Source organism: Shewanella litorisediminis, from assembly GCF_016834455.1.
GTDB classification, from domain to species: domain Bacteria; phylum Pseudomonadota; class Gammaproteobacteria; order Enterobacterales; family Shewanellaceae; genus Shewanella; species Shewanella litorisediminis.
The window spans coordinates 2,390,791-2,413,736 of sequence record NZ_CP069213.1 but is presented as its reverse complement, the minus strand read 5'-3'; the positions used below and the strand labels follow the sequence as shown (position 1 = coordinate 2,413,736).

27 protein-coding genes are annotated in these 22,946 nt (G+C 53.0%); 15 read left to right on the top strand and 12 right to left on the bottom strand.

Annotation, left to right across the window (positions count from 1 at the left end; all coding sequences use genetic code 11):
* Window positions 1–16: 16 nt before the first annotated feature.
* The 3 genes from infA to aat all read right to left on the bottom strand — a co-directional run bounded on the left by infA (window position 17) and on the right by aat (window position 1,759).
* Window positions 17–235: a translation initiation factor IF-1 gene (infA, locus tag JQC75_RS10505; RefSeq protein ID WP_011760168.1), complete on the bottom strand. Its 219-nt coding sequence runs from the start codon at window positions 233–235 to the stop codon at window positions 17–19.
* Window positions 236–345: 110 nt separating this feature from the next.
* Window positions 346–1,059 carry an arginyltransferase gene (locus JQC75_RS10500; protein WP_203324069.1) on the bottom strand — a complete coding sequence of 238 codons (714 nt, stop codon included), beginning with the start codon at window positions 1,057–1,059 and terminating at the stop codon, window positions 346–348.
* Window positions 1,049–1,759: a leucyl/phenylalanyl-tRNA--protein transferase gene (gene aat, locus JQC75_RS10495; protein ID WP_203324068.1), complete on the bottom strand. Its 711-nt coding sequence runs from the start codon at window positions 1,757–1,759 to the stop codon at window positions 1,049–1,051. The genes JQC75_RS10500 and aat overlap by 11 nt, the downstream gene beginning before the upstream one ends.
* A 51-nt stretch (window positions 1,760–1,810) precedes the next feature.
* Here aat and JQC75_RS10490 point away from each other — a divergent pair, with 51 nt between their 5' ends.
* On the top strand, window positions 1,811–2,278 hold the full coding sequence (locus tag JQC75_RS10490; RefSeq protein WP_203324067.1) for an outer membrane lipoprotein: 468 nt from the start codon (window positions 1,811–1,813) through the stop codon (window positions 2,276–2,278).
* Window positions 2,279–2,384: 106 nt separating this feature from the next.
* On the opposite strand, the gene JQC75_RS10485 is transcribed toward JQC75_RS10490, so the two are convergent.
* Window positions 2,385–2,771: a hypothetical protein gene (locus JQC75_RS10485; RefSeq protein ID WP_203324066.1), complete on the bottom strand. Its 387-nt coding sequence runs from the start codon at window positions 2,769–2,771 to the stop codon at window positions 2,385–2,387.
* A gap of 184 nt (window positions 2,772–2,955) precedes the next feature.
* On the opposite strand from JQC75_RS10485, the gene JQC75_RS10480 reads away from it, so the two are divergent.
* Window positions 2,956–3,705, top strand: coding sequence for a Nif3-like dinuclear metal center hexameric protein (locus tag JQC75_RS10480; RefSeq protein WP_203324065.1), 750 nt, complete (start codon window positions 2,956–2,958; stop codon window positions 3,703–3,705).
* 76 nt (window positions 3,706–3,781) lie between these two features.
* Here the strand turns inward: JQC75_RS10480 and metG are convergent, their stop codons facing one another.
* Window positions 3,782–5,809 (bottom strand): methionine--tRNA ligase, encoded by a 2,028-nt coding sequence (gene metG / locus JQC75_RS10475; RefSeq protein ID WP_203324064.1) that lies wholly within the window; start codon window positions 5,807–5,809, stop codon window positions 3,782–3,784.
* A 162-nt stretch (window positions 5,810–5,971) separates the two neighbouring features.
* On the opposite strand from metG, the gene apbC reads away from it, so the two are divergent.
* From apbC to JQC75_RS10430, 9 genes are read left to right on the top strand one after another with little or no spacing between them, the layout of a single operon-like run.
* Window positions 5,972–7,084 (top strand): iron-sulfur cluster carrier protein ApbC, encoded by a 1,113-nt coding sequence (gene apbC / locus JQC75_RS10470; RefSeq protein ID WP_203324063.1) that lies wholly within the window; start codon window positions 5,972–5,974, stop codon window positions 7,082–7,084.
* A 12-nt stretch (window positions 7,085–7,096) separates the two neighbouring features.
* Window positions 7,097–7,735 (top strand): uridine kinase, encoded by a 639-nt coding sequence (gene udk, locus JQC75_RS10465; RefSeq protein WP_203324062.1) that lies wholly within the window; start codon window positions 7,097–7,099, stop codon window positions 7,733–7,735.
* 31 nt (window positions 7,736–7,766) lie between these two features.
* Window positions 7,767–8,351, top strand: a complete 585-nt coding sequence (gene dcd / locus JQC75_RS10460) for a dCTP deaminase (RefSeq protein ID WP_011760159.1) — start codon at window positions 7,767–7,769, stop codon at window positions 8,349–8,351.
* 7 nt (window positions 8,352–8,358) lie between these two features.
* Window positions 8,359–9,228 (top strand): aminodeoxychorismate lyase, encoded by an 870-nt coding sequence (pabC, locus tag JQC75_RS10455; protein ID WP_239001995.1) that lies wholly within the window; start codon window positions 8,359–8,361, stop codon window positions 9,226–9,228.
* The gene (gene mltG / locus JQC75_RS10450) at window positions 9,225–10,235 is read left to right on the top strand and encodes an endolytic transglycosylase MltG (protein ID WP_203324061.1); all 1,011 of its coding nucleotides are present in this window, start codon (window positions 9,225–9,227) and stop codon (window positions 10,233–10,235) included. The genes pabC and mltG overlap by 4 nt, the downstream gene beginning before the upstream one ends.
* Window positions 10,232–10,858, top strand: a complete 627-nt coding sequence (gene tmk / locus JQC75_RS10445) for a dTMP kinase (protein ID WP_203324060.1) — start codon at window positions 10,232–10,234, stop codon at window positions 10,856–10,858. The genes mltG and tmk overlap by 4 nt, the downstream gene beginning before the upstream one ends.
* A 15-nt stretch (window positions 10,859–10,873) precedes the next feature.
* A complete protein-coding gene (holB, locus tag JQC75_RS10440) occupies window positions 10,874–11,788 on the top strand; it encodes a DNA polymerase III subunit delta' (RefSeq protein ID WP_203324059.1) in 915 nt (304 codons plus the stop codon).
* 3 nt (window positions 11,789–11,791) lie between these two features.
* On the top strand, window positions 11,792–12,118 hold the full coding sequence (locus JQC75_RS10435) for a PilZ domain-containing protein (protein ID WP_203324058.1): 327 nt from the start codon (window positions 11,792–11,794) through the stop codon (window positions 12,116–12,118).
* Window positions 12,119–12,163: 45 nt separating this feature from the next.
* Window positions 12,164–12,952, top strand: a complete 789-nt coding sequence (locus JQC75_RS10430) for a TatD family hydrolase (RefSeq protein ID WP_203324057.1) — start codon at window positions 12,164–12,166, stop codon at window positions 12,950–12,952.
* A 197-nt stretch (window positions 12,953–13,149) separates the two neighbouring features.
* On the opposite strand, the gene rsmF is transcribed toward JQC75_RS10430, so the two are convergent.
* Complete coding sequence (rsmF, locus tag JQC75_RS10425; RefSeq protein ID WP_203324056.1) at window positions 13,150–14,553, bottom strand: 16S rRNA (cytosine(1407)-C(5))-methyltransferase RsmF; 1,404 nt, start codon at window positions 14,551–14,553, stop codon at window positions 13,150–13,152.
* 80 nt (window positions 14,554–14,633) lie between these two features.
* Here rsmF and JQC75_RS10420 point away from each other — a divergent pair, with 80 nt between their 5' ends.
* A complete protein-coding gene (locus tag JQC75_RS10420; protein WP_203324055.1) occupies window positions 14,634–15,860 on the top strand; it encodes a nucleoside recognition domain-containing protein in 1,227 nt (408 codons plus the stop codon).
* A gap of 67 nt (window positions 15,861–15,927) precedes the next feature.
* Here JQC75_RS10420 and JQC75_RS10415 read toward each other — a convergent pair whose 3' ends face one another.
* The 3 genes from JQC75_RS10415 to JQC75_RS10405 form a co-directional block, all read right to left on the bottom strand.
* Window positions 15,928–16,710 carry a ChrR family anti-sigma-E factor gene (locus JQC75_RS10415; RefSeq protein ID WP_203324054.1) on the bottom strand — a complete coding sequence of 261 codons (783 nt, stop codon included), beginning with the start codon at window positions 16,708–16,710 and terminating at the stop codon, window positions 15,928–15,930.
* Window positions 16,703–17,278: a sigma-70 family RNA polymerase sigma factor gene (locus tag JQC75_RS10410; RefSeq protein ID WP_239002149.1), complete on the bottom strand. Its 576-nt coding sequence runs from the start codon at window positions 17,276–17,278 to the stop codon at window positions 16,703–16,705. Before JQC75_RS10410 ends, JQC75_RS10415 begins: the two co-directional genes overlap by 8 nt.
* 151 nt (window positions 17,279–17,429) lie before the next feature.
* Window positions 17,430–17,984: an LON peptidase substrate-binding domain-containing protein gene (locus JQC75_RS10405; RefSeq protein ID WP_203324052.1), complete on the bottom strand. Its 555-nt coding sequence runs from the start codon at window positions 17,982–17,984 to the stop codon at window positions 17,430–17,432.
* Between the two features lie 163 nt (window positions 17,985–18,147).
* On the opposite strand from JQC75_RS10405, the gene JQC75_RS10400 reads away from it, so the two are divergent.
* Window positions 18,148–18,756 carry a class I SAM-dependent methyltransferase gene (locus JQC75_RS10400; RefSeq protein WP_203324051.1) on the top strand — a complete coding sequence of 203 codons (609 nt, stop codon included), beginning with the start codon at window positions 18,148–18,150 and terminating at the stop codon, window positions 18,754–18,756.
* Here the strand turns inward: JQC75_RS10400 and JQC75_RS10395 are convergent.
* The gene (locus JQC75_RS10395; RefSeq protein ID WP_203324050.1) at window positions 18,746–19,279 is read right to left on the bottom strand and encodes a lipocalin family protein; all 534 of its coding nucleotides are present in this window, start codon (window positions 19,277–19,279) and stop codon (window positions 18,746–18,748) included. The two genes, JQC75_RS10400 and JQC75_RS10395, sit on opposite strands and share 11 nt — an antisense overlap.
* Before the next feature lie 203 nt (window positions 19,280–19,482).
* On the opposite strand from JQC75_RS10395, the gene JQC75_RS10390 reads away from it, so the two are divergent.
* The gene (locus JQC75_RS10390; protein WP_203324049.1) at window positions 19,483–20,427 is read left to right on the top strand and encodes a chemotaxis protein CheV; all 945 of its coding nucleotides are present in this window, start codon (window positions 19,483–19,485) and stop codon (window positions 20,425–20,427) included.
* Window positions 20,428–20,522: 95 nt separating this feature from the next.
* On the opposite strand, the gene JQC75_RS10385 is transcribed toward JQC75_RS10390, so the two are convergent.
* Window positions 20,523–21,161 carry a hypothetical protein gene (locus JQC75_RS10385; protein ID WP_203324048.1) on the bottom strand — a complete coding sequence of 213 codons (639 nt, stop codon included), beginning with the start codon at window positions 21,159–21,161 and terminating at the stop codon, window positions 20,523–20,525.
* Complete coding sequence (locus tag JQC75_RS10380; protein WP_203324047.1) at window positions 21,158–21,517, bottom strand: DUF2750 domain-containing protein; 360 nt, start codon at window positions 21,515–21,517, stop codon at window positions 21,158–21,160. The genes JQC75_RS10385 and JQC75_RS10380 overlap by 4 nt, the downstream gene beginning before the upstream one ends.
* 214 nt (window positions 21,518–21,731) lie before the next feature.
* On the opposite strand from JQC75_RS10380, the gene JQC75_RS10375 reads away from it, so the two are divergent.
* Window positions 21,732–22,937: a lytic murein transglycosylase gene (locus tag JQC75_RS10375; protein ID WP_203324046.1), complete on the top strand. Its 1,206-nt coding sequence runs from the start codon at window positions 21,732–21,734 to the stop codon at window positions 22,935–22,937.
* The last annotated feature ends 9 nt before the right edge of the window (window positions 22,938–22,946 follow it).

The window sequence follows — 22,946 nt, the reverse complement described above, 5'->3', positions numbered from 1 at the left end:
TACTTTGAAGGGCAAATCAGCGAGCGCGGAAGACGATACGACCCTTGGTCAGATCATAAGGAGTCAACTGAACGGTTACTTTGTCACCGGTCAGGATACGGATGTAGTTTTTGCGCATTTTACCGGAGATGTGGGCGATAACCACGTGACCATTCTCGAGCTCTACGCGAAACATTGTGTTCGGCAGAGTCTCCAGGATAGTGCCCTGCATCTCAATGCTGTCTTCTTTCGCCATTAAATAATTGTCCCATTAGCCTTCAAAGATGAAAAACGGGCGTATCATGCCGCAATTTCCCCTGACTGTAAAGGGCGCGCTCGGATATAAGCGCGCTAAGCCCGAGATAATCAAGGGTTGGTGTTGGTGTGAAACTCCCACCCCTTCTGGGTGAGAATTTGATAGGGACGGTAGAGTCGTTTGTAACACATCTTACGGTTGGCATCGATTTGATAACCAAGATAAACAAAGGCTTTATCCATTTCGGCAGCGAGTGTCATCTGAGTCAGGATAAGCTGACTGCCAAGGGACCTGGCGTCAAAATCAGGGTCAAAAAAGCTGTAAATGGCCGACAGACTGGTTGGCAATACGTCGGTAACGGCAACCGCGAGCAAGCGTCCTTCCAGCCGTAACTCTACAAATCCCGGCGGTGCCCAATCGCAGAGCACGAAATGCTCATACTGTTCCCGGCTGGCTGGAAACATGGGGCCGTCAAAGTGCCTGAGGTTGATGTATTTCTCATACAGAGTGTAGTGCTCATCGCTGCTTTGGCTAACCCAGTGAACCGTGAGATCTTTGTTTTTGGCGAGGGTTCGCTTTTGCCGTTTAGAGGCTTGAAAGGTGCGTGCAGGCACCCTGAGGGCGATACAAGCGCTGCAGGCGGGGCAACGGGGCTTATAGATGGCCTCACCGCTGCGCCTGAAACCCAGCTGAAGCAAACGCTCAAACAGCAAGGGGTCGAGAAAGGGCTCCTGTATGATAAGTAGCTGTTCCTGTTGCTCTTCAAGGTAGCTGCATGGGAACAGCTGGCTTATCCCAACACTGACGTGGGTGCTACTCTCCAAGCGGCACCTCCGTTGGCAGCCAGCAGCTTTTGGCCACGGGTTCATCCCGGTAACGCTTGAGCAGCGAAAGGAACGCCGTGCGGCTGACTTCCCGGGCGCCCAGGCTTTCCAGGTGCGGGTTCATAATCTGCGCGTCCAGCAGCTTAAAGTCATGTCGAAGCAAATGCCGGTGCAGCGCCATCATTGCCAACTTGGAGGCATCGGTCTCACGATGAAACATGGACTCGCCACAAAATACTTTTCCGACAGCAAGGCCATATAGACCACCCACCAGGCGCTCTTCCATCCAAACTTCTACCGAGTGAGCATGACCCTGGCTGTGCATCTCGAGATAGGCCAGCTGAATTTCCTGAGTTATCCAGGTATCTCGCTGCTTTTTACGGGGCTGGGCACAGCCTGCCATTACATCGGCAAACGCATGATTGATGGTAACGCGCCAAGGGTGCTTTCTTAGGCTTTTCTTGAGGCTGCGACTGATTTTAAGCTCGCCGGGAAGAAAGACAGCTCTGGGATCGGGTGACCACCACAAAATGGGGTCCTCTGCATTGAACCAGGGAAAAATACCGTCGTAGTAAGCTGCCAGTAGGCGCTTGGGATGCAGGGACCCACCGATGGCCAGCAGGCCATTGGGCTCAGACAATGCCAGCTCGGGAGAAGGAAATCTTATCTGCTCATCATCGATAAAAGACAGGCCGTTCACAAAAGCGTACTATCAAAGGGTTCATCTTAATAAAGTAGCGGAAATTGGATTATGTTGAAACCTGCACTCTGTTGTCTGGTGTTTTTGGTCACATGTTTTTCAGGCTTGGCCACAGGCGGTTATGAACGTAATCAGGCAATGGCGGTGGAAAAGGTACTCTATGGTGAATTGACTTCAGTTCGTCGGCTCACGCAGCAGGAGTTGGTGGCGGACCAGCACCGAGGCTGGCGTACCTTTGGGGGGGCTCTGCTCGGCGGCGTCATTGGACATCAGTTCGGTGGAGGCTCAGGGCAGGACGTGGCCACAGTCCTCGGTGCACTGCTGGGAGGCGCTATTGCCAATCAGGCCGGTGGCGATAAGTATCGCGAGCTTCACCTGATTGAGCTGATGATTAGGCAGGAGGACGATACGCAAATCATGATATTGCAGGATGAAGACTCAGGTATGCCATTGAAGGCCGGAGACGAAGTTCGCGTGGTTTATCTTCAGGGGATGGTCCGGGTCGACAAGGCCATGTGACGGTTTGTCGGCCAAAGATGTAAATGACAAAAGCCCGGACCGGCCGGGCTTTTTGCAGCACCTCAATACGCTTGGCCCAAATGCCGGGCGCTCTCGCGTTAGATGCTTATTTTACACCGCGGGGCAGGGTGTTGCCCTTGGCCAGCAGTTGCTGTTTCCAAAGGTCTTTGGGCAGCAGACCGCCTGAGCCTGGGGTGGCAGCGGGCGTGGCTGCAGCTTTCGGCGCTGTTTTAGGTTTGGCTGTAGCCTTGGGCTCGGCTTTTGCCTTCGGTGCAGCTTTCGCAGCAGGCTCCGGTTTGGTCGCGTTGGGTGTGTTAGCCTTGCCGCCGCTGTGTTCAGCCAGCATGGCTTCGAGCTCGGCAAAGCGCAGGGATTTACCGCCATCGATTTTGAACCAGCTTCCTTTCTGCTCAATGCTTACCTTGCGGCCTTCGGCTTTCTCCAGCGCAGCCTCCAAGGCCGAGATCACCTCTTCTTTGGTCATGTTAGACATATTGATATAACCTGTTGTCGTCTATGGTTGTTTGGGTTACCCGGACATAGTAAAAGCGGATGTTTGTCTTGTCCAATTTTTCACCGCCAGCTGCTGCAAGAGTGAACGCCGATTGACCCCCAAGTCAGGATCAGTACACTTTCATATTAACCTCTTGAGTTTAAAGTACAGTTTTGGAGGCGCCATGGAGCGCAGCGTATTGGGCCAGTATCTGGCCGACTTTTTACAAACCGCCAGATTCAAGGACTACGCCCCCAACGGGCTACAGGTTGAAGGCAAGGACGACATTAAGGTCATAGTGACCGGGGTAACCGCCTGTCAGGCGTTGATCGAGCGCGCCATAGAACTGAAGGCCGATGCCATTTTGGTTCACCATGGCTTTTTCTGGAAAAACGAGCCCGATGTGTTGGTGGGTATGAAACAGCGGCGCATCAAGGCATTGCTTGCCCACGATATCAACCTCTTTGGTTATCACTTGCCGCTGGATGCGCATCCCGTGGTTGGGAATAACGCTACCCTAGGACGCCGTATGGGCATTCTGGATGCCGAGGCGTTTGAAACCGTTGGCGATGGCTTGCTGTGGGGCGGAAGCCTTGATACGGCGTTGAGTGGTGAGGCCTTTGCCGGATTGCTGGCAAAAGCACTGGGACGCGAGCCTTTGCACATTGGCGCCGATAAACCGGTACAGCGCCTCGCCTGGTGCACCGGCGGTGCTCAGGATTATATCGACCTCGCTGTGAGTCTGGGTGTTGATGCTTTTATCAGTGGAGAGGTGTCAGAACGCACCTTCCACAGCGCCAAAGAGCAAGGTATTCACTATTTTGCAGCCGGCCACCACGCCACCGAGCGTTACGGCATAGAGGCTTTGGGTGAGCACCTGCGCCGCGAATTTGGCCTTACCCATCATTTTGTGGATATCGAAAACCCGGTTTAACGTCCGTCTATGACGAGTCAAACAAACGAAAATAAAAAAGGCCGCAATTGCGGCCTTTTTTATTTCAAGGTGGAGTTTACTTCACTCGCATGCCTGGTTGGGCGCCCTCGTGGGGTTCGAGCACAAACAGGTCTTTTCCACCCGGGCCTGCGGCCAGCACCATGCCTTCGGACATGCCAAAGCGCATCTTACGTGGCGCCAGGTTGGCCACCATCACAGTGAGCTTGCCTTCGAGATCTTCCGGGTTGTAAGCAGACTTGATGCCAGCAAACACCTGACGCACTTCACCGCCAATATCCAATTGCAGCTTCAGCAGTTTATCGGCTTCCGGTACGGCTTCGGCTTTCTTAATCAGCGCCACGCGCAAATCGATTTTGGCGAAGTCTTCGTAGCTGATGGTTGGGCTGATCGGGTCATCTGCCAGAGGGCCTTTTTTCACGGGCTCTGCAGTCGCCTGCAGGTTTTCCTTGGAGGCTTCCACCATGGCGGCAACCTTGTCCAGCTCCACACGCTGCATCATTGGCTTGAACGGGGCAATTTCATGGCCGCTCAAATCGCTGCCAAGACCGTCCCAGGTCAGTTCCATCTTGAAGAAGTCTTCCACGTCTTTGGCAAGACGCGGCAGCACGGGCTTCAGGTAGGTGACCAGAATACGGAACAGGTTCAGGGCGTTGGAGCACACCTGATGGGCCTCTTCCTGCTTGTCGTCCTGTTTCACCAGCTGCCATGGGGCAGCATCGGCCACAAAGGCGTTGGCCACGTCGGCGAGCGCCATGATTTCACGCATGGCTTTACCATATTCGCGGGTCTCGAAAAACTCCGCAATCACGTCCTGCTTGGCAAGGAAGCTGTCAATCAGGCTCTTGTCGGCAACGGCGGCAAGCTTGCCATCGAAGCGCTTGGTGATAAAGCCGGCGGTCCGGGACGCGAGGTTAACCAGCTTGCCCACCAGATCCGAGTTCACCCGCTGGGCAAAGTCTTCGAGATTCAAATCCAGGTCGTCAATCCGTGCGCTGAGCTTGGCGGCGTAGTAGTAACGCAGGTACTCAGGATCCAGATGGTCCAAATAGGTTCGGGCCTTGATGAAGGTACCCTTGGATTTGGACATCTTGGCGCCATTCACGGTCACATAACCGTGGGCATAGACGCTGCTTGGCTGGCGGAAACCGGCGCCGTGGAGCATGGCAGGCCAGAACAGGCTGTGGAAGTAGACGATGTCCTTGCCGATAAAGTGATAGACCTCGGCGCTGGAGTCTTTGGCCCAGAACTCGTCGAAGTTGATATCGCCGCGCTTGTCGCAGAAATTCTTGAATGAGCCCATGTAGCCAATTGGCGCATCGAGCCACACGTAAAAGTACTTGCCCGGCGCATCGGGGATTTCAAAGCCGAAGTAAGGCGCATCGCGGGTGATGTCCCAGGCTTGCAGGCCCTGCTCGAACCACTCGTCCAGCTTGTTGGCCATTTCAGATTGCAGCGCACCTGAGCGGGTCCATTCTTTTAGCATGCCTTCAAAGGCCGGCAGGTCGAAGAAGAAGTGCTCGGTCTCTTTCATCACCGGCGTCGCACCGCTTACCGCAGAGCGTGGGTTAATCAGTTCGGTTGGGCTGTAGGTTGCGCCGCAGGCATCGCAGTTGTCGCCGTACTGATCTTCAGACTTACACTTGGGGCAGGTGCCCTTAACGAAACGGTCCGGCAGGAACATGGATTTTTCCGGGTCGAACAGCTGGGAGATGGTCTTGCTCTTGATATAGCCACCATCCCGCAGTTTCAGGTAAATCTCGCTCGCCAGCGCGCGGTTTTCGTCGCTGTGGGTGCTGTGATAGTTATCAAAGGCCACGTTGAAGTCGGCGAAATCCTGCTGATGCTCAACGTTAACCTGGGCAATCATATCTTCGGGGGCCATACCCAACTGCTGTGCCTTGAGCATGATAGGAGTGCCATGGGCATCGTCGGCGCAGATATAGTGACACTCATGGCCACGCAGCTTTTGAAAACGTGACCAGATATCGGTCTGGATATATTCCAGCATGTGCCCCAAATGGATTGGGCCATTGGCATAGGGAAGGGCGCTGGTGACAAGGATTTTACGTTGTGAATTGGCCATCTTTACTCAAAATCGTGTTGGTCCCGAAATAATTGGCTTAGATACTAACCGATGCGCGCGCTATTTTCACCAAATGCCTGTGCAATTGAGTTATTTGTGCACGCATCTTTTTGGCAATATCTGATACACTTGGGCAAATTTTTGCGGGGGAGGTAATACTGGGTGTTAACTGAGCACAATTATCGACTGGAAGAGCCACTGAAGTCTGCCGTTTTAGCTGTGTTGGAGGCCCATGTGGAGCCTCAGCTTGGTAAAGGATTGGTCAGCGCAGGCATGGTGCAAAAACTGGCCTTGAACGGCCGTCGTCTCGAACTCGGTTTGGTTTATCCATACCCCTGCCAAAGCACTTACAAAGAGACCGTAATGACATTGACCAAGGCCCTGGCCAAGCTCGATGTTATCGACGAAGTTGAGTGTGAAATCGATCTGCAAGTCCCTGCCAATCCGGGAAACACCAATACCGCCCCCATTCCCAATGTCAAAAATGTGATTGCCGTTGCCTCGGGCAAAGGCGGCGTGGGCAAGTCTACCACGGCCGTAAACCTGGCTCTGGCGTTGGCCGCCGAAGGCGCCAGCGTAGGCATTTTGGATGCCGACATCTATGGACCTTCTGTGCCCTTGATGCTGGGGGTGCCAGACTTTAAACCTGTATCCCCTGACGGCAAGATGATGACCGCAGCAAACGCCCATGGCATTGCCGCCCAAAGTATTGGCTTTATTCTCGACGATGAGCAGGCCGCGGTTTGGCGCGGCCCTATGGCCGCCGGCGCTTTGGTGCAGTTGGTGAATGAGACCAGTTGGCCTGAGCTTGATTACCTGGTAGTGGATATGCCGCCGGGCACTGGGGATATCCAGCTGACGCTGTCACAAAAGGTGCCCGTTAGCGGCGCCGTGGTGGTCACCACGCCCCAGGATATCGCCACGCTTGATGCCAAAAAGGGCATCAGCCTCTTCAATAAGGTCAACATTCCGGTTATTGGCATTGTTGAAAACATGAGTTTCCACCTGTGTCCGAGCTGCGGACACAAAGAACACCCCTTTGGTACTCTGGGCGGCAGCAAAATCGCTGAGCGTTACCATGTACCACTGCTTGGCGCGTTGCCCTTAAACATCGCCATCAGGGAAGGAATGGATGCTGGTAACCCGTCCGTGGTCGCCGAGCCTTCGGGTGAAATTGCCGCTATTTACCGGGAAATAGCGCGGAAAGTGGGTGCCAGTCTTGCAAAAACAGGGCCCCAGACCGGTGTATCCATTAGCATTTCGGACGATGAGTAAGGTTTTAAGTATATGAATTCGCAGCAATGTGTCATTATTGGTATTGCAGGGGCCAGTGCATCGGGCAAGAGCCTTATCGCAAAAACCATATATGAAGAGTTGTGCCGTGATCTGGGCACTGATCAGATAGGTGTTATCGCAGAAGACTCCTACTACCGTGATCAGAGCCATCTTTCCATGGAAGAGCGGGTAAAAACCAATTATGACCACCCCAAGGCCATGGACCATGAGTTATTGGCACAGCACCTGCGAAGTCTGAAATTTGGCGATTCGGTGGAGATCCCTGTTTACAGCTACACAGAGCACACCCGGATGAGCGATACCCGTACCATGACGCCTAAAAAGGTGATCATTCTGGAAGGGATTTTGCTGCTCACCGACCCCCATCTGCGTGATTTGATGGACGCCTCGGTATTTATGGATACCCCGCTGGACATCTGTTTCCTGCGCCGTTTAACCCGCGATGTGGCTGAGCGCGGTCGCACCATGGAATCGGTTATCAGCCAATACCAGAAAACCGTGCGGCCAATGTTTTTGCAGTTTATTGAACCTTCCAAACAATATGCCGACATCATAGTGCCCCGTGGTGGTAAAAACCGTATCGCCACCGACATCCTCAAGGCACGTATTCAACACCTGTTGGCAAAATAAAAAACATAAAATTCAGGGAGATAAAGGCAAGATGCGATTGACAGACTTTGAAATTGAGCAGGCCCTCGACGCCGGCACTATCCTCATTGAGCCACGCCCAAGCAATGATGCCATCAGCGGCGTCAGTGTGGATGTGCGCCTGGGGAACCAGTTTCGGGTGTTTCAGGATCACACGGCGCCCTTCATTGACCTGAGTGGCCCAAGTGCCGAGGTACAGGCCGCGCTTGACCGAGTGATGAGCGATAAAATCGACATCAAGGACGGCAACGCCTTTTTCTTGCACCCCGGAGAACTGGCACTGGCAGTAACCCTTGAAAGTGTCACCCTGCCAGCCGATATCGTGGGCTGGCTTGATGGCCGCTCATCACTGGCCCGTTTAGGCTTGATGGTGCACGTAACAGCGCACCGTATCGATCCGGGCTGGCAGGGCAAAATTGTGCTGGAGTTCTACAACAGCGGTAAGCTGCCTCTGGCACTGCGTCCCGGCATGACCATAGGCGCACTCAATTTTGAGCGCTTAAGCGGCCCTGTTTCCCGCCCCTACAATAAGCGTAAAAACGCCAAGTACAAGGACCAGCAGGAAGCGGTGGCGAGCCGCATCAGTCAGGACTCCTGAGTCCATCATGGCTGAAATGATGACGGCCACATCCAAGTCCCATAGCTGGCTTGATCTGACCGGCCAGCAAACCGCTTCGGACGCCATTTCCCCAATGGCGATTTCCCCCATGGATCGCGGCCTGGCCTATGGCGACGGACTATTCGCCACCATGCGGGTGTTGCCAAGGGGCGAGATTGCCTTCCTCGATACGCACCTGTCAAGGCTGCAACAGGGGGCCGCCAGGCTTGGATTTGCGCTTCCCATGGATGATATTCGTAAACGTGTAACGCGGGCTGCTTCAAGCCATCCTGGACGGGGGCTTAAGCTCCTCGTGAGCCGAGGCGCAGGTGGGCGCGGTTATCTGGCGCCTTCAGATCCCCAACTGCTGCTGGTGTTAAGTGTATTCGACCTTCCTGCCCATTACCGTGACTGGCAACGTCAGGGGATTTGCCTCTTCTCCAGCGAAATGACGCTTGCCAAGCAGCCAAAGCTGGCTGGGATGAAACACCTGAATCGCTTGGAGCAGGTGCTTATCCGCGCCCAAACGCTGCCCGATTGGGCTCAGGATTTTCTGGTTGCAGACACAGATGGAGCAGTAATTGAAGCGTCCATGGCCAACCTGATTTTTATCACAGGTGGTGCTGCCTTCACACCATATCATGCCTTTGCCGGTGTCTCCGGCGTAATGCGCGAGCAGATAATTCAGGCCTTGCTCGAACGAGGCTACCGGGTGGTGGCAGATAGGCTCGGCCCGGACATATTGGCAAAGGCTGAGGCTGTGCTCATGTGTAACAGCTTGCTCGGTCTTGTGGATGTACTGCGTATCGATGATTTTCACTACCCGTTTTTTGCTGATAGCCAGAGCATTCGCAATGCGCTGGAACTGAACTTATGAAAAGAATTTTGATTGGGATAGTCGGGGCACTCATGTCCTTGACTTTGCTCGGCGCAGGCACCGCCCTGTGGGGCATGAAGGAGCTTGAAACCTTTGCCAACAGGCCGCTGCAACTCGAGCAGGCGAGGGAGCTGGAACTCAATCGCGGAACCAATGCACGAGCGCTGGGTAAAGAGTTGGTTCAGCAAGGACTCCTTGAACCCTCATGGCATTACGACTGGTACCTGCGGCTGAATCCGGCCATGGCTGGCATTCGTCAGGGACTGTATGAAATTACCCCCGGCGACACTATTAAGTCGCTGCTTGATAAGCTCATCAGCGGTAAAGTGAAAGACTTCGCCATAACCCTGGTGGAAGGACAAACCCTGAGGGAATGGCAGACAAAGCTGCAAACTGCGCCCAGATTGAACTGGGAAGAGGATGTCTTCATCAAGGTTCTCAAAGCGAACGGTGATGATTCCGGCCTGCCTGAAGGCAAGTTTTTTCCCGATACCTATAGCTATCATGCCAATCAGAATGTGGAAAAGCTGCTGAGCCAAAGTTATTTAAAGATGCAGCAAGAGCTGGCGGCGGCCTGGCAGGCAAGGGCAGTGGACTTGCCGCTGGCAAGTGCCTATGAGCTGCTTATTCTGGCCTCCATCATTGAGAAAGAGACCGGTAAAGCCGAAGAGCGCCCCTTGATAGCGTCAGTGTTTGTTAACCGGTTGCGTAAGGGGATGCGGCTGCAGACAGACCCCACCGTGATTTACGGCATGGGTGAGCGTTTTAACGGCAATATCACCCGAAAGGATTTGCGTGAGGATACGCCTTTTAATACCTATCGGATCCAGGGATTGCCACCGACACCAATTGCGGCGCCCGGGCGTGAAGCCTTGATGGCTGCGGCGCAACCGGCCCAATCAGATTACTTTTACTTTGTGTCCAGAAACGACGGCAGCCATGTGTTTTCCCGCACGCTCGCTGAACACAACCGTGCAGTGAACCAATTTCAGAGAAAGCAAAAATGACGCAGAATCCCGGTAAATTCATTGTGATTGAAGGGCTTGAAGGCGCAGGTAAGTCAAGTGCCATTACCCTGGTGCATGACTTTATCGAAAAACATACCAGCATGGCTCCGGTGTGCACCCGGGAGCCGGGTGGCACGCCACTGGCGGAAAAAATCCGGGACCTGGTGAAAAATACCGAGCCCGGCGATCCCCTCTGTGATGAGGCCGAATGTCTACTGTTTTATGCCGCGCGGGCCCAGTTGGTAGCAAATGTCATTAAACCTGCACTGGCATCGGGTCGCTGGGTACTGGGAGACAGGCACAATCTGTCTTCTATTGCCTATCAAGGCGGTGGCCGTGGCCTGATGCCATTGGTCAAGACCATCAGTGACGCTACCCTGGGCGACTTTAAACCGGACCTGACACTCTACCTCGACATAGATCCCTTATTGGGGCTGGAACGCGCTGCCCGCCGCGGCGCATTGGACCGGATTGAACAACAGGAAATCGATTTCTTTCACCGTGCCCGGGCGACTTTTCTCGCTCAGGCGAGGGATGATAGTGACATTGTAGTGATTGATGCTTCCAAGCCGCTTAATGAGGTGCACAAGGACATCCTTGCCTGTTTAAGCACCGCCCTATAAAGGGGAAGGAGACCTATGACAGCCATTCCCTGGCTTTCCCAGCCTTTGGCCGATTTTACGGCGATGCTGACCGCAGGGCGCATGCCCCATGCGGTGTTGGTGGGTGTGGATGAAGGACTGGGTGCTGCCAGTCTTCTTGGACAGCTTGCCCAAACTGCGCTGTGTACTTCGCCAGCCTTGTCGGGTCCCTGCGGTCATTGTAAAAGTTGCCAGCTGTTCCTCGCGGGCAACCATCCGGATTTTTACCCCATAAAAGCCGACGGGTTTCAAATCAAAATCGACCAGATCCGTGAGCTGATCGGCCGTCTTTCCACCACGGCGCAGCAAGGAGGTCGGCGTGTTGCTGTGATTGAAGCGGCTGAGCGCATGAACACCGCGTCTGCCAACGCGCTATTGAAAACCCTGGAAGAGCCCGGTGCCAACACCCTGATTATATTGCACAGCAACACACCCACGCGCTTGCTTCCTACATTGCAGAGTCGCTGTCAAAAGCTGGCGTTTGTGGCCCCCAACCAGAGGCAAATCGCGGACTGGTTAACAGACCAGGGGCTTGGCTGTGAGGCGCTCTGGTGTTTGCCCGTGGTGGGTGGGCCCATCAGATTGGCAGAGTACTTGCAAAACAATTACATAAGCGTACTGGAAAACATCAGAAAAGATTGGCGAAGCAGTTTGTCGACAGGGCATCTGTGTGCTAGTTTGAAAGAAATTGGTGAAGACCAAATAACTGATGCTCTTAAGGTTTTGTACGTTGAACTGATGGCGGTCCTTGCCGGGGCGGCAAAGGGGAATCCGCTTTTTGCATCACGGTTGGCTGGATTGGCCGGTGAAGTTATGGCCGTTTGTCATACGTTAAGTACTATGCCAAGTGTCAATTATCTGGCACTATGTCAAAAGATTGTTTCAGAATATCAGAGAATAAAAGAAAACTAGCCTATGGTAGATCTGGTGGTTAACTTCGATACCTTGCATCAGCTGTATCGTGCCTACATGCCTTTTATTAAGCCGGCGGGGCTTTTTGTTTCCACCAGCGAAAGCCATTTTCTTGGGCAGGAAATGACAGTTGCTTATCGGCTGCCCGGGGCAACCACGGTACATCAACTCAGGGGCATAGTGGTTTGGATAAACCCTGTCGGCGCTTCAGGCGGTCGTCCGCCCGGCGTGGGGTTGAAGATTGTTTCTGATGCCGACACCCACAAACACCACATCGAAAATCTGCTTTCAAGAGAGCTGGCATCCGGTGATTTGACCTGCACCATGTAGGCCGCTATTCTTGCCATCCTTTTTATTATTGGCAGGACTCTCACTTTGCTTATCGATTCCCATTGTCATCTCGACAGACTAAAAGCCGCACCCTGTGATGCGTCTTTGGCTGACATGCTCAAAGGCGCAAAGGACCGTGGTGTTGACTATGTGTTGTGTGTCAACGTTCGCCAGAAAGGATTTGAGTCCATGTGTGCCCGCGTTGAACAATTTGACAATGTATTCCTCTCCAGTGGCGTGCATCCGCTGGATGTAAAGGAAGGCTTGGATCTGGCTGAGCTCAAGCAATTTGCAGCGCACTCCAGGGTGGTGGCTATCGGTGAAACGGGCTTGGATTACTATTATGCCGACGACAGTCGCGAGCTACAGCTTCAGTGTTTTGAGCAGCAAATTGCCTTGGCCCGTGAAGTTAATAAGCCGCTGATTGTTCATACCCGGGATGCCCGCGAAGATACCATCAGGCTGTTAAAGCAGGGCGGGGCAGATACTGTGGGTGGCGTGCTGCACTGTTTTACCGAAAACTGGGAAATGGCCAAGGCGGCCATGGATCTGGGTTTTTATATTTCAGTGTCAGGTATTGTTACCTTCAAGAATGCCTCTGAGCTGCGTGAGGTGATCCGCAAAGTGCCAAAAGACAGGCTGCTGGTAGAAACCGACTCGCCTTATCTGGCGCCGGTGCCTCATCGAGGTCAGGAAAACCAACCCGCCTATGTGCGAGATGTCGCCGAATTTGTGGCCGAGCTTCGCGGTGAAAAATTCCCGGACCTAGCCGAGTACACCACCAATAACTTTTTTACTCTCTTCAGGGATGCAGCCCGATTGGCAGGCCGGTGATCGGCAGATAAAAAAAGGCCCAAAACTATTCCAATTGTTTTGGGCCCAGGGGAATGGCTCATAAAGAGCCGTGCGCTATTCGGTCGCAAAAGGGGATTAAATAACACTGTCACTGAGTGTAGAACAGCACTTCAGCGTTTGCTTAAATTTTAAGCAAAAAATTTTCACCGCAGCCGCTCCGCATACTGTTAATGGATTCAGTTTTGCACGTTGTCGCGGCAGAGATCCCTTGGCAAGCTATTTTTAAGCTTATTTCCCAGATGCTTGGCAATGCCCAGCGGGGCACCGTGCAGTGAAAGAATTTTTTCGCCCTGCGCTTTGCCCGCTGTATCGAGCGCGATATCACGCCCCATCAGATACTGTTTTGCCGCCTCAGGATCAATAGAGAGCATCTGACTGCACGGCAGTGCCATCACAGCTTCATGGCGAACTTTTATGCCGTGTTTTTGAGTTTCCGCAAGCCGTATCCCAATTCGCTGAAAGCGCATTTTATCCAGCAGGCTTTCCAAGGGGGGCGGCATTAACCAAAACTCGCCTTCCCGGGTCACAATGACAGCGTCTTCAGGAAGAGATACGCCCAGCGTTGACATGGCCTCTTCGAGCGCACTTATCTCTTTGCGGCTGGCAGCAACAAAGGGAAACTTGCTCACAAATCTGGGATCGGGGGTATTTCTCTCCACGCTGGCAGTTTTTCGGATACGGGCGACAAAAAAGCCCTCGCTGTCGTAAATTTGCGGCCAGATGTGTAAAAAGCCTTCTTCAGTCAGTGCTTTATCTGCACCTTTAAAAAGGTCGTTCAGGGATTCAAAGGCCACAGCATCGCCGTACCGCTCTTTTAAAAAGTGGCAAACGTCTTCATTCTCGCGGCGGTTTAAGGTACAGGTGGAGTACACCAGCACGCCACCGGGTTTCAGTGCCTGAAAAGCGGCGTCAATCAAGTCACGCTGCAGTTCGGCAATGGTTTCAATCTCGTCCGGACACCAGTTTTTCAGGCTCAATGGGTCTTTACGGACTGTGCCTTCACCACTGCAGGGGGCGTCCAGCTGAATGGCATCCAGGGATTCGTATAAATGCGCTCCAAAGACTCTGCCATCAAATTGGGTGATGGCCACATTGGCAACCCCCATGCGCTGTAAATTGGCGTGCAGTGCCTTGGTGCGGGACGCTGAGTATTCATTGGCAATGATAAGCCCCTGATTGTGCATCAGTGCTGCCAATTGGGTGGTCTTTGAGCCGGGAGCCGACGCCACATCCAACAAGACTTGCCTTGGCTCTTTATCCATAAACAGGGCGGAAGGCGGCATCATTGAGCTGGCTTCCTGGATATAAAACAGCCCTTGATAGTGCTCGGTTAAATTGCCCGGTTGGCAATCGTCGGGCACCGTCACCCAAAAACCGTCGTCACACCAAGGCACCTGTTCAAATTGCCAGCCGCGAGGCTCCAGTATGGCGCGAAGGGCGTTTGATGTGATTTTCAGGGTATTCACCCGGATAGACAGGCGCAGCGGCAAACCACAGTAGTGGATGAAATCATCCATCGACAGGTGCGGCGGCATTTCTTGCGCAATGCTATTGATAAATTTTTGATTTAATTGAACCATAACCCGACAGAGCTTAAAGCGAATGGCGGGAGTATATCAGAAATCCCTCGTCAGTGGCCGGGGGAATTGGGGGAGAACGCGTGCTGAATCGGGTATGGCTGGTATTTTTTACCGCAAGCCTTTTGGCGATTTTACTGAGATTAATTCAGGGCGATACGGCTGTCCTTGCCGCCTCGGTCGAGGGATTGTTTGCCAGCGCCAAACTTGCCGCCGAGATAGCGTTGGGCCTAATCGGTGTGCTTGCCCTGTGGATGGGGTTGATGCGGGTTGGTGAAAAAGCCGGAATGGTCTCGCTGCTTTCAAGGTTTACCGAGCCCTTGCTTGGCAAACTGATGCCTGAGGTCCCCCGCGGTCATAAAGCCTTCGGCAGCGTCACCATGAACCTTACTGCCAATCTGCTTGGGCTTGATAATGCCGCAACCCCCCTTGGGCTCAAGGCTATGCAGGATTTGCACAGCATAAACCCCCATAAAGAAACGGCCAGTAATGCCCAGATATTGTTTCTGGTGCTCAATACCTCCTCAGTTACCCTGGTTCCCGTGACCGTGTTTTTGTACCGGGCACAGCAGGGGGCGGCGTCTCCGGCCGATGTATTTTTGCCCATACTGCTGGCCACCACAGCATCGACGCTGGCAGGACTGCTTGCGGTGGCGCTGGTGCAACGTTTGGCGCTGTTCTCCATAGTGGTACTGGGTTACGGGGCATTGATTCTGGGCAGTTTGTCGGCGCTGGTGTTTTACCTTGGTACGCTTGCCGCAGACGAAATCACCAAGGTATCCGGCGCCATGGGCAATGGCGTTTTGTTGGGTTTGGTGTTTCTGTTTATTCTCGGTGCCGCCTGGCGACGGGTTGCCATTTACGATGAGTTTGTTGAAGGTGCCAAAGAGGGCTTCGAGCAGGCGATTAAACTCATTCCCTTCCTGTTGGCCATGCTGCTGGCGATTGGGCTGTTACGTGCGTCGGGAGCGCTGGATTATCTGTTATCCCTGCTGGCCGCCATGGTGACCGCTTTGGGCGGAGATACCCGGTTTGTGGATGCCATGCCCACGGCACTGATGAAGCCATTCAGTGGCAGTGGTGCCCGGGCCATGATGCTGGAGACCATGGCGCACCATGGCGTCGACTCCTTTGCCGGGCGCTTGGCTGCAGTGCTTCAGGGCTCGACCGAAACCACATTTTATGTGCTGGCGGTGTATTTTGGAGCGGTTGGGATTAAATACAGTCGGCATGCCGTGGGCTGTGCCCTTATCGCCGATTTGGCCGGGATCATGGCGGCGATCGGTGTGTGTTACTGGTTTTATGGCTGATGTTATCACTACAACAAAGCGGGCAAATGCCCGCTTTGTTGTTTGTCGCCAAACCAGTCGATGCGTATCAATAAATCAACTCACCGATGGGGTTAAGCAATTTTGATAATCCTTTGGTGAAGTGAAGCGGTGCGTCAACCACCGTATAACACAAGCATCCATCCAGGGTTTTTGGTGTGTGCTGATGTCTGGCATCTGTCAGCATAAAATCCCCCGGTCCATAGCTGCCCATTTCATCACTGAAATGACCATGTAACAGCAAGGTGATTTCCTGCCCTTTGTGGGTGTGCTCCGGGATTTCTCCTCCCGCGGCGATGTGCAGCAGGCTGGATCTGGCTTTACCGTCCCGGGTATCCAAACGCATACGGCTCACGGAACCAATACCACTCCAGGCTGACACCAGTGAGGCGTTGGCAATAAAGGGCCGAAAGGCTTTGGGCAAAGAATAACTGACGCCCTTCACCTCGGTTTTCAGCGACACATGGTTACTGCCGTGGGAGTCTGCTTGATGATAGCTGTGCTGGGCCTCTGTTGATGCTGGCGCGGCAGTAATGGCATCAAAGAGAGCGTCCAAGCTATTATCCGGATTCTCCCAAGCGCTATCCCATGAGCTTTGGCTGCCTGCTTGACCTGTGGCTTCACTGTTGATGCCATATGGATAGGTGGCCTCGGCTGTGCTGCCTACGAGGGGCAGGTGATGTTTCGCCAGTTTATCCTGAAAATGGGCAACTCTTGCCGCGCAGGCTGGGCAAAGTTCACAGTGTGCGCTGAGCGCAATGGCCAGGCCCAGCACTGTTTCGCCGGCGGCATGGGCAAGCAACATCTCGTCGCTGGGGTGATGTTTAATCATGATGTTTCTCCAGCAGGCTTTTCAGCTTCTCAAGGCCCAGTCGTAATCTGGACTTTATCGTACCCAAGGGGACGCCGAGCCGGTCGGCTAACTCCTGTTGACTGAGCTCCTGAAGATAAATGCCCTGCACCACCTCGCGTTGAAGCTTGGGTAACCTGGACAGATATTGATTGAGCAAGGCGTCCAGCTTGTGGTCGCCAACCTCGGCTGTGTGTGTATCAACGTCGAATAAAGGCCAGATATCGTCACCGAAGGCGTCTTCACGGTTGTGTTGGACGCGTCTTAGCATGTCAAAACACTGGTTTCGCATAATGGCGTAAACCCAGGTGCTGACGCTGCCTCTATCGGTGTCGAAAAGATGGGCTTTGGTCCACACTGTGGTGAGGGTTTCCTGCACCAAATCCATGGCGAGCCCTTGCTGAGAAAGACGTGAGAGCCCAAATGACCTGACCTTGGGGCCGAAATGGTCAAACAGGGCACGGAAGGCTGCCTTGTCTCTGTTATTGGCTACCGCCACCAACCAGTGGCGCAGTGTTTCTTCACTGATATCTTGCTTTGGATCCTGCATACCTTTGATAGCGTTGGGAGATGAGCTTCTATCATAGTGGGATCCGTGCTGTTTTTGCCTGAAAATTTGCATGTATTTGCTCTTTTGTTGGCGTTTTCACAATGCAGAGGTCACTGCTCTGAAAAAGATACGCAGCCGGGCTGATGTCGGATCAGTCTTTTTCAATAATTTGCTCAAGTAGGGCAAGTGCCATATCCGGCGAGTCCTGGCGGTAACAATGCTGCTTATGAACCAGCGCTATGGGCAGTAATTCAAGCCAACGCTGGCACACCCAGGTGAGGTTATTAAAATTGGCGTCCTGATTCAGGCGTTGCTGCTGGGGAAATTGATGCATGACCTCTTCGAGCCTGTGTGAAAGATGCCGGTGTTCTTCGTCTACCTCACGAGACTCCCAGGGAGAGAGAATGCGTGTCTCTCCCCGTTTTAAGCCATCGGTCTCACTGTGCCACGACACAATTTCGATACGCTCGATGCCGGCAACGCTTACGCCCAGCAAGCCGTCGTCGAGGGTTTCGAAATCGATGATTTCAACCCGTGTGGCAATGGGCATGGGCTTGTTATCTTCCCCTAACATACAAAAACCAAAACCCATGCCAGAGCTCAGAGATTCGCTCACCAGACGCTTGTATCTGGGCTCAAATATCCGCAGCTTGGTGAAGCCACCGGGCAGCAGACAAATAGGTAAAGGAAAAAGGGCCAGTTGCATAGGGGCTCCAAAGTAAACTTTTCTTGCTGACATTACGTAATAAAGCCTGAGCGGGATCACTCGCCAGTTGCGACGCACCTGCTTCCCTTTAGGTCGTTGTTTGAGGTATGGAAGGCACAGCCTGTGAGTTCATCAATCGAAACTTAAAAGTCGAAGAGAAGCTATGAAACTGAATCAAAATGAAAAAGCAGTTGTTACTTCAAAAGGCAGAGCATGGATTCAATCCACGTTCGAGGCCCGATTGCTGCAAAGCCTGTTTGACAACGAACTGCCCAAGTTGGAGAGAACACTTGAAATTGGCTGTGGCAGCGGTAACGGTATGCAATTCTTGAAACACCGCCTCGATGCTCAGCAGGTCGTTGCCATGGATTTGGACGAGGAGATGTTGGTCCTCAGTGCGGCGCGTTGGTCTGGCGCCGACTGGGCCTTTTTCACCGAAGCCAATGCCAGTCAAATGCCGTTTGGTGAGGGCGTTTTTGATTTGGTGGCAGAGTTTGCGGTGCTCCATCATGTGCCCGATTGGCAGAGCGCCCTGGCTGAGGTAGCCAGGGTACTTAAGCCCGGTGGGTACTTTTTATATTGGGACCTGTACCGGTTTGCCATCTGTAACCCAATCAGCCGGAGGTTATTTGAACATCCGATGGAAAATCGCTTTTCCCACAGTGAATTTACTGCCGAGCTTGGTAAGCTGGGTTTGGTTTGCCTCCAAAGTCGCCAGTTTCCGGCAATCGCCGGCATGGGTTTGTTTAAAAAAGCTGACGTTACTGCGTAGCTGAACCATCAAGCCACACAAGCGTGTCAGGGTTAACGCCAAGTGCCCGAATTTTATCGGTAAATAAGCGCCGCTCTTCTTCCGTAAGAGTCGGTTGCCTTGACAGCAGCCAGAGGTAATCGAAGGTGTTGCCGCTGACCAGCGCGGTGCGATATTGTCCGTCTTCGTATCGACTGGCGGCCAATATTTGGTAGTCACCGTAGAAGGGGCCAAAGAAAGACACCTCCAATCGTCCCTCGTCGGACGCGCCCTCAAATCGCGCCTTCCCAACCGCCTCCTTCCAGCGTTGCTCGGCTTCTGAGTAGCCGCGGTTTATCACCTTGATGTGGTCGTCCTCCTGTCGATATTCAGCCGTCACCCGGCTTAAGCCTTTTTCGAAGCGATTTTCCATGCGGGCGATTTCATGCCAGGTGCCGAGGTACTGTTTTACTTCAAAATCCTGGATAACCGGCAGTCGTTGACTGCTGCAGGCAGTAAGCAGATAGATCATGATGCTGCCGATAAGGAGTGGGCGCCAATTCATATTATTTCCTCTGGTAAGTGATTAAATCCCTGATACGTAAGCCGGTGTGAAAAGATCACTCTGGGCGGTTAATCCTTTTCCAATATTGCGCCAGAGCATGGTTGATGAAAGCTGAAAAGCCTATAATTTAACGCGTTGGATAAATTAGCCGGTAGCTCTTGTGTAACAATGGCACCGCATAGCATCGTTAAGAGACCGCGTTTATGGCCAAGATATTGGAAACTGTCGATCAGCGTACCCAACTGGTAGGGGAGAACAGGCTTGAACTCTTGCTGTTTCGGCTGAACTCCACCCAACTTTTTGCCATCAACGTGTTTAAAGTGAAAGAAGTGGTTAAGCTGCCACCGCTGAATGCCATGCCGGGCTCCCATCCCAGTATCAGCGGTGTGGCCAATATACGCGGTGTTTCTATTCCTGTGATTAATCTGCGTCAGGCCATAGGTTTTTATCCCATGCCTGCTGAGGCTGAGGCGAATCTTATCATCACCGAATACAATCGTTCGGTGCAGGGCTTTTTGGTGGGTAAGGTAGAACATATCGTCAATATGACCTGGGGCGATATTATGCCTCCACCCAAAACAGCCGGGCGCAATAACTACCTCACGGCCATTACCCGCCTGGACTATCAGGGCGCGTCCAATCTGGTTTCCATCATAGATGTGGAGAAAGTACTTGCCGAAATCATCCACTACGATGTGCGCTTGTCAGAAGGGGTGTTGGATGAGTCGCTGCTGGAGAAAATGCCGGGTCACAAACTCTTGGTAGTAGACGACTCTGCTACCGCCCGCAAACAGGTAAAAGAAACCCTGAGTCAGCTGGGGATTGAGATCCTTGAGGTAAGGGATGGCCGTGAGGCGCTGGAACTGTTGAAATCCTGGGCCGACGAAGGGATGAATGTACCCAAAGAACTCTTGATGATGATAACCGACGCTGAAATGCCCGAAATGGACGGCTATAAGCTGACGTATGAAGTCAGAAACGATCCGCGTCTTAAAGATCTCTACATCACGCTCAATACGTCACTCAGTGGCAGTTTTAATAATGCCATGGTGGAAAAAGTCGGCTGTGACCAGTTTATCTCCAAGTTCCAACCCGACAGATTGGTGGAAGTGGTTCAGGACAGGCTGCGGGACATCATCAAGGTTTAGTTCGACAGGCGGCTTGGTTCACGTTCAAAGATGGTGCATGGTTTACCGCGCCAGTGGGTTATTCCCTTATTGTCTGATGTTGTGAGTGTGGTCACTCAGCGCAGTGCTTCATCTTCTCTGCTTTCGCTCAAAAACTGTTGTTTCTCTTTGGCGCTCGCCACCCGATAGAGGGTCGCGAGCCTTAAGGCATAGCCAAAACGGGAGCGCCCAAGGGTCTTCACCAGTGCACACAAAAAGGCTTCATCCAAGCCTTGGGTTTGACTGAAGTGGTGTGCAGCTGCGCTGAGGCTGGCAAATCTGAGACCACTATGTTCAAAGCCAGTGTCAGCTGTTGTGTCTTCGACAGGAACACCATTGACCGTCAAGGTCCAACCGCGGGCGTTAATGCGATCCCGTGCGACCTCATACATAAACCAGGCGCTTTTTTTAAAACCGCCGAGAATTTTGCAGTCAAACCCTGAGTCTTCCAGCTCTTCCCGTGTCCAGTTGCTGCCGATGGCCAGGTGTTTGGCATAGCGCTTGAGCAGGGTGTCTTTCACATTGAGCCGATATTCGTACAGACTGTCGAGCTCTCGGGCATTGGCGATAAGTCTACATTCGCGGCAGGCGGGAATCGCCACCGCTTGCGGTAGCGAGCCCACAAAGGTGAAGAGCCCTCCAGCGGGCTCTTCACAAAACCAGCAGAGATGCCTTTTATCAAAAGGCGTCTCTGTCAGTGCAACCTCTTTGCTCACTCAGCTTCAATCTCGGCGAGATCCTGAGCCAAATCGATAGGGTCAACCTCCATACAATCTTCGTCGGCCTCCCAGTCAACGCCGATGAGCACGCCATCGTGGTTCAGGTCTTCAACCCAATACTCGAGAAACTCGACCAGGGAAATAGCAGTGGCTTTGTAGTCTGCCCATTCGTCGCAGCAATGCTTTTGTGCATTGGCTTCGCTGGACCACAAAGGCATCACGTCTGTGTCCTCGTACTCGCTGGAATCACAGACTACCCAGCCTTCGCCATCGGCATCCATCAGGCCCCAAAGCAACTGGGACTCTTTGATATTGTCAATAAAACTGCTGAGTTTTGGATTCATGTCGGTCATAGTTGGTTCTCTGCTTTAGATGTTCGCTTGATTATATGCGATGGTCTCGCAAACCCAAGGATTTTCTCTATTTTGATGCGGCTTTAGCCACAGAATCGCAGAAAAATCGCCAGTCGGTTGCCTTGCGCCTTGCCTTGGTGCACGATGAGGGCTCGCCTGAGTTCTTTTCTTTTGCCACCCGGCCTGACCAGGCACGACTAAAGGAGTCGACGTCTTGAAGTACCCACTCATCTTCGTCTCGTCACTGAGTATTCTCACTGTATTCTCAGCTGGTGCCGAACCCCGCACGTTTGAACAATGTATTGCCGATATTAAAGTGGATGCCCAGAGTGCAGGCATCTCGCCCAGCAGTATTGCGGCACTCGACAGCGTAAAACCATTACAACGCGTCGTAGAGCTTGACCGAAGCCAACCGGAATTTACCCAAACCTTTGCCGATTACTTTAATAAAAGAGTTACTGAGCGCAGGATTTCGGAAGGGCAAAAACTGCTGAAAACCCACGGAGCCTTGCTGAACAAACTGCAAAGAGAGTACGGAGTGCCCCCCCAGTACCTGTTGGCATTTTGGGGGCTTGAAACCAACTTTGGCGGCTACAAAGGCAAGATGCCGGTACTGGATGCACTGGCGACGCTGGCCTGTGACACCCGCCGCAGCCAGTATTTTACCCAGGAATTGCTGCAGGCCCTGAGGCTTGGCGATAAGTTTGGCTTGCCCTTTGATGGCATGGTTGGCTCCTGGGCTGGCGCCATGGGGCATACGCAGTTTATGCCAACTACCTATCTGACCTATGCGGTGGACGGCGATGGCGATGGTAAGGTGGATTTGTGGAACAGCACAGAAGATGCTTTAAGTTCAGCGGCCAACTTTTTGATGCAGCTTGGTTGGCAGCGCAACGAACGTTGGGGCAGGGAAGTGCTGCTGCCAAAAAATTATGATTATGAAAGCCTTGGCAGAGAACATCGTAAACCGCTCTCAGAGTGGCAGGCGCTGGGGTTAACCACAGTCTTTGGTCATCCTATTCCCACAGCGCCTATGGATGCTGCACTTTATCTGCCGGCTGGGCATACTGGCCCCGCATTTTTGGGATACAGCAATTTTGAGGTTATTCAGCGTTGGAACCGCTCTGAGTTCTATGCGCTCGCCGTGGGGCGTCTGGCAGACCGCATTAATGGGGCAAAGCCCCTTAAGGTCGCGCCACCTGACCAGCCAAGAAGAACCCGGGATGGTCTCAAAGCCATGCAACAAAAGTTGATTGAGCTGGGGTACGATATAGGCGCCGCAGATGGCATTATCGGCAGCAAAACGGCGGCCGCAATCCGTGATTTTCAGAAGCGCAACAAACTGGTGCCTGATGGTTTCGCAGACGATGCGACACTTAACGCCCTTGGGTTAGATGTCGCAGCAATCAGCTCAAAATGATTGCATCCT

Coding starts and splice junctions, on each gene's coding strand:
- JQC75_RS10490 (WP_203324067.1), top strand. CDS start 1,811: ATGTTGAAACCTGCACTCTGTTGTCTGGTGTTTTTGGTCACATGTTTT.
- JQC75_RS10390 (WP_203324049.1), top strand. CDS start 19,483: ATGGCCAAGATATTGGAAACTGTCGATCAGCGTACCCAACTGGTAGGG.
- udk (WP_203324062.1), top strand. CDS start 7,097: ATGAATTCGCAGCAATGTGTCATTATTGGTATTGCAGGGGCCAGTGCA.
- JQC75_RS10380 (WP_203324047.1), bottom strand. CDS start 21,517: ATGACCGACATGAATCCAAAACTCAGCAGTTTTATTGACAATATCAAA.
- JQC75_RS10415 (WP_203324054.1), bottom strand. CDS start 16,710: ATGATTAAACATCACCCCAGCGACGAGATGTTGCTTGCCCATGCCGCC.
- mltG (WP_203324061.1), top strand. CDS start 9,225: ATGAAAAGAATTTTGATTGGGATAGTCGGGGCACTCATGTCCTTGACT.
- holB (WP_203324059.1), top strand. CDS start 10,874: ATGACAGCCATTCCCTGGCTTTCCCAGCCTTTGGCCGATTTTACGGCG.
- JQC75_RS10480 (WP_203324065.1), top strand. CDS start 2,956: ATGGAGCGCAGCGTATTGGGCCAGTATCTGGCCGACTTTTTACAAACC.
- JQC75_RS10405 (WP_203324052.1), bottom strand. CDS start 17,984: ATGCAACTGGCCCTTTTTCCTTTACCTATTTGTCTGCTGCCCGGTGGC.
- tmk (WP_203324060.1), top strand. CDS start 10,232: ATGACGCAGAATCCCGGTAAATTCATTGTGATTGAAGGGCTTGAAGGC.
- JQC75_RS10400 (WP_203324051.1), top strand. CDS start 18,148: ATGAAACTGAATCAAAATGAAAAAGCAGTTGTTACTTCAAAAGGCAGA.
- metG (WP_203324064.1), bottom strand. CDS start 5,809: ATGGCCAATTCACAACGTAAAATCCTTGTCACCAGCGCCCTTCCCTAT.
- JQC75_RS10395 (WP_203324050.1), bottom strand. CDS start 19,279: ATGAATTGGCGCCCACTCCTTATCGGCAGCATCATGATCTATCTGCTT.
- infA (WP_011760168.1), bottom strand. CDS start 235: ATGGCGAAAGAAGACAGCATTGAGATGCAGGGCACTATCCTGGAGACT.
- JQC75_RS10485 (WP_203324066.1), bottom strand. CDS start 2,771: ATGTCTAACATGACCAAAGAAGAGGTGATCTCGGCCTTGGAGGCTGCG.
- JQC75_RS10410 (WP_239002149.1), bottom strand. CDS start 17,278: ATGCAGGATCCAAAGCAAGATATCAGTGAAGAAACACTGCGCCACTGG.
- rsmF (WP_203324056.1), bottom strand. CDS start 14,553: ATGGTTCAATTAAATCAAAAATTTATCAATAGCATTGCGCAAGAAATG.
- JQC75_RS10435 (WP_203324058.1), top strand. CDS start 11,792: ATGGTAGATCTGGTGGTTAACTTCGATACCTTGCATCAGCTGTATCGT.
- pabC (WP_239001995.1), top strand. CDS start 8,359: ATGGCTGAAATGATGACGGCCACATCCAAGTCCCATAGCTGGCTTGAT.
- dcd (WP_011760159.1), top strand. CDS start 7,767: ATGCGATTGACAGACTTTGAAATTGAGCAGGCCCTCGACGCCGGCACT.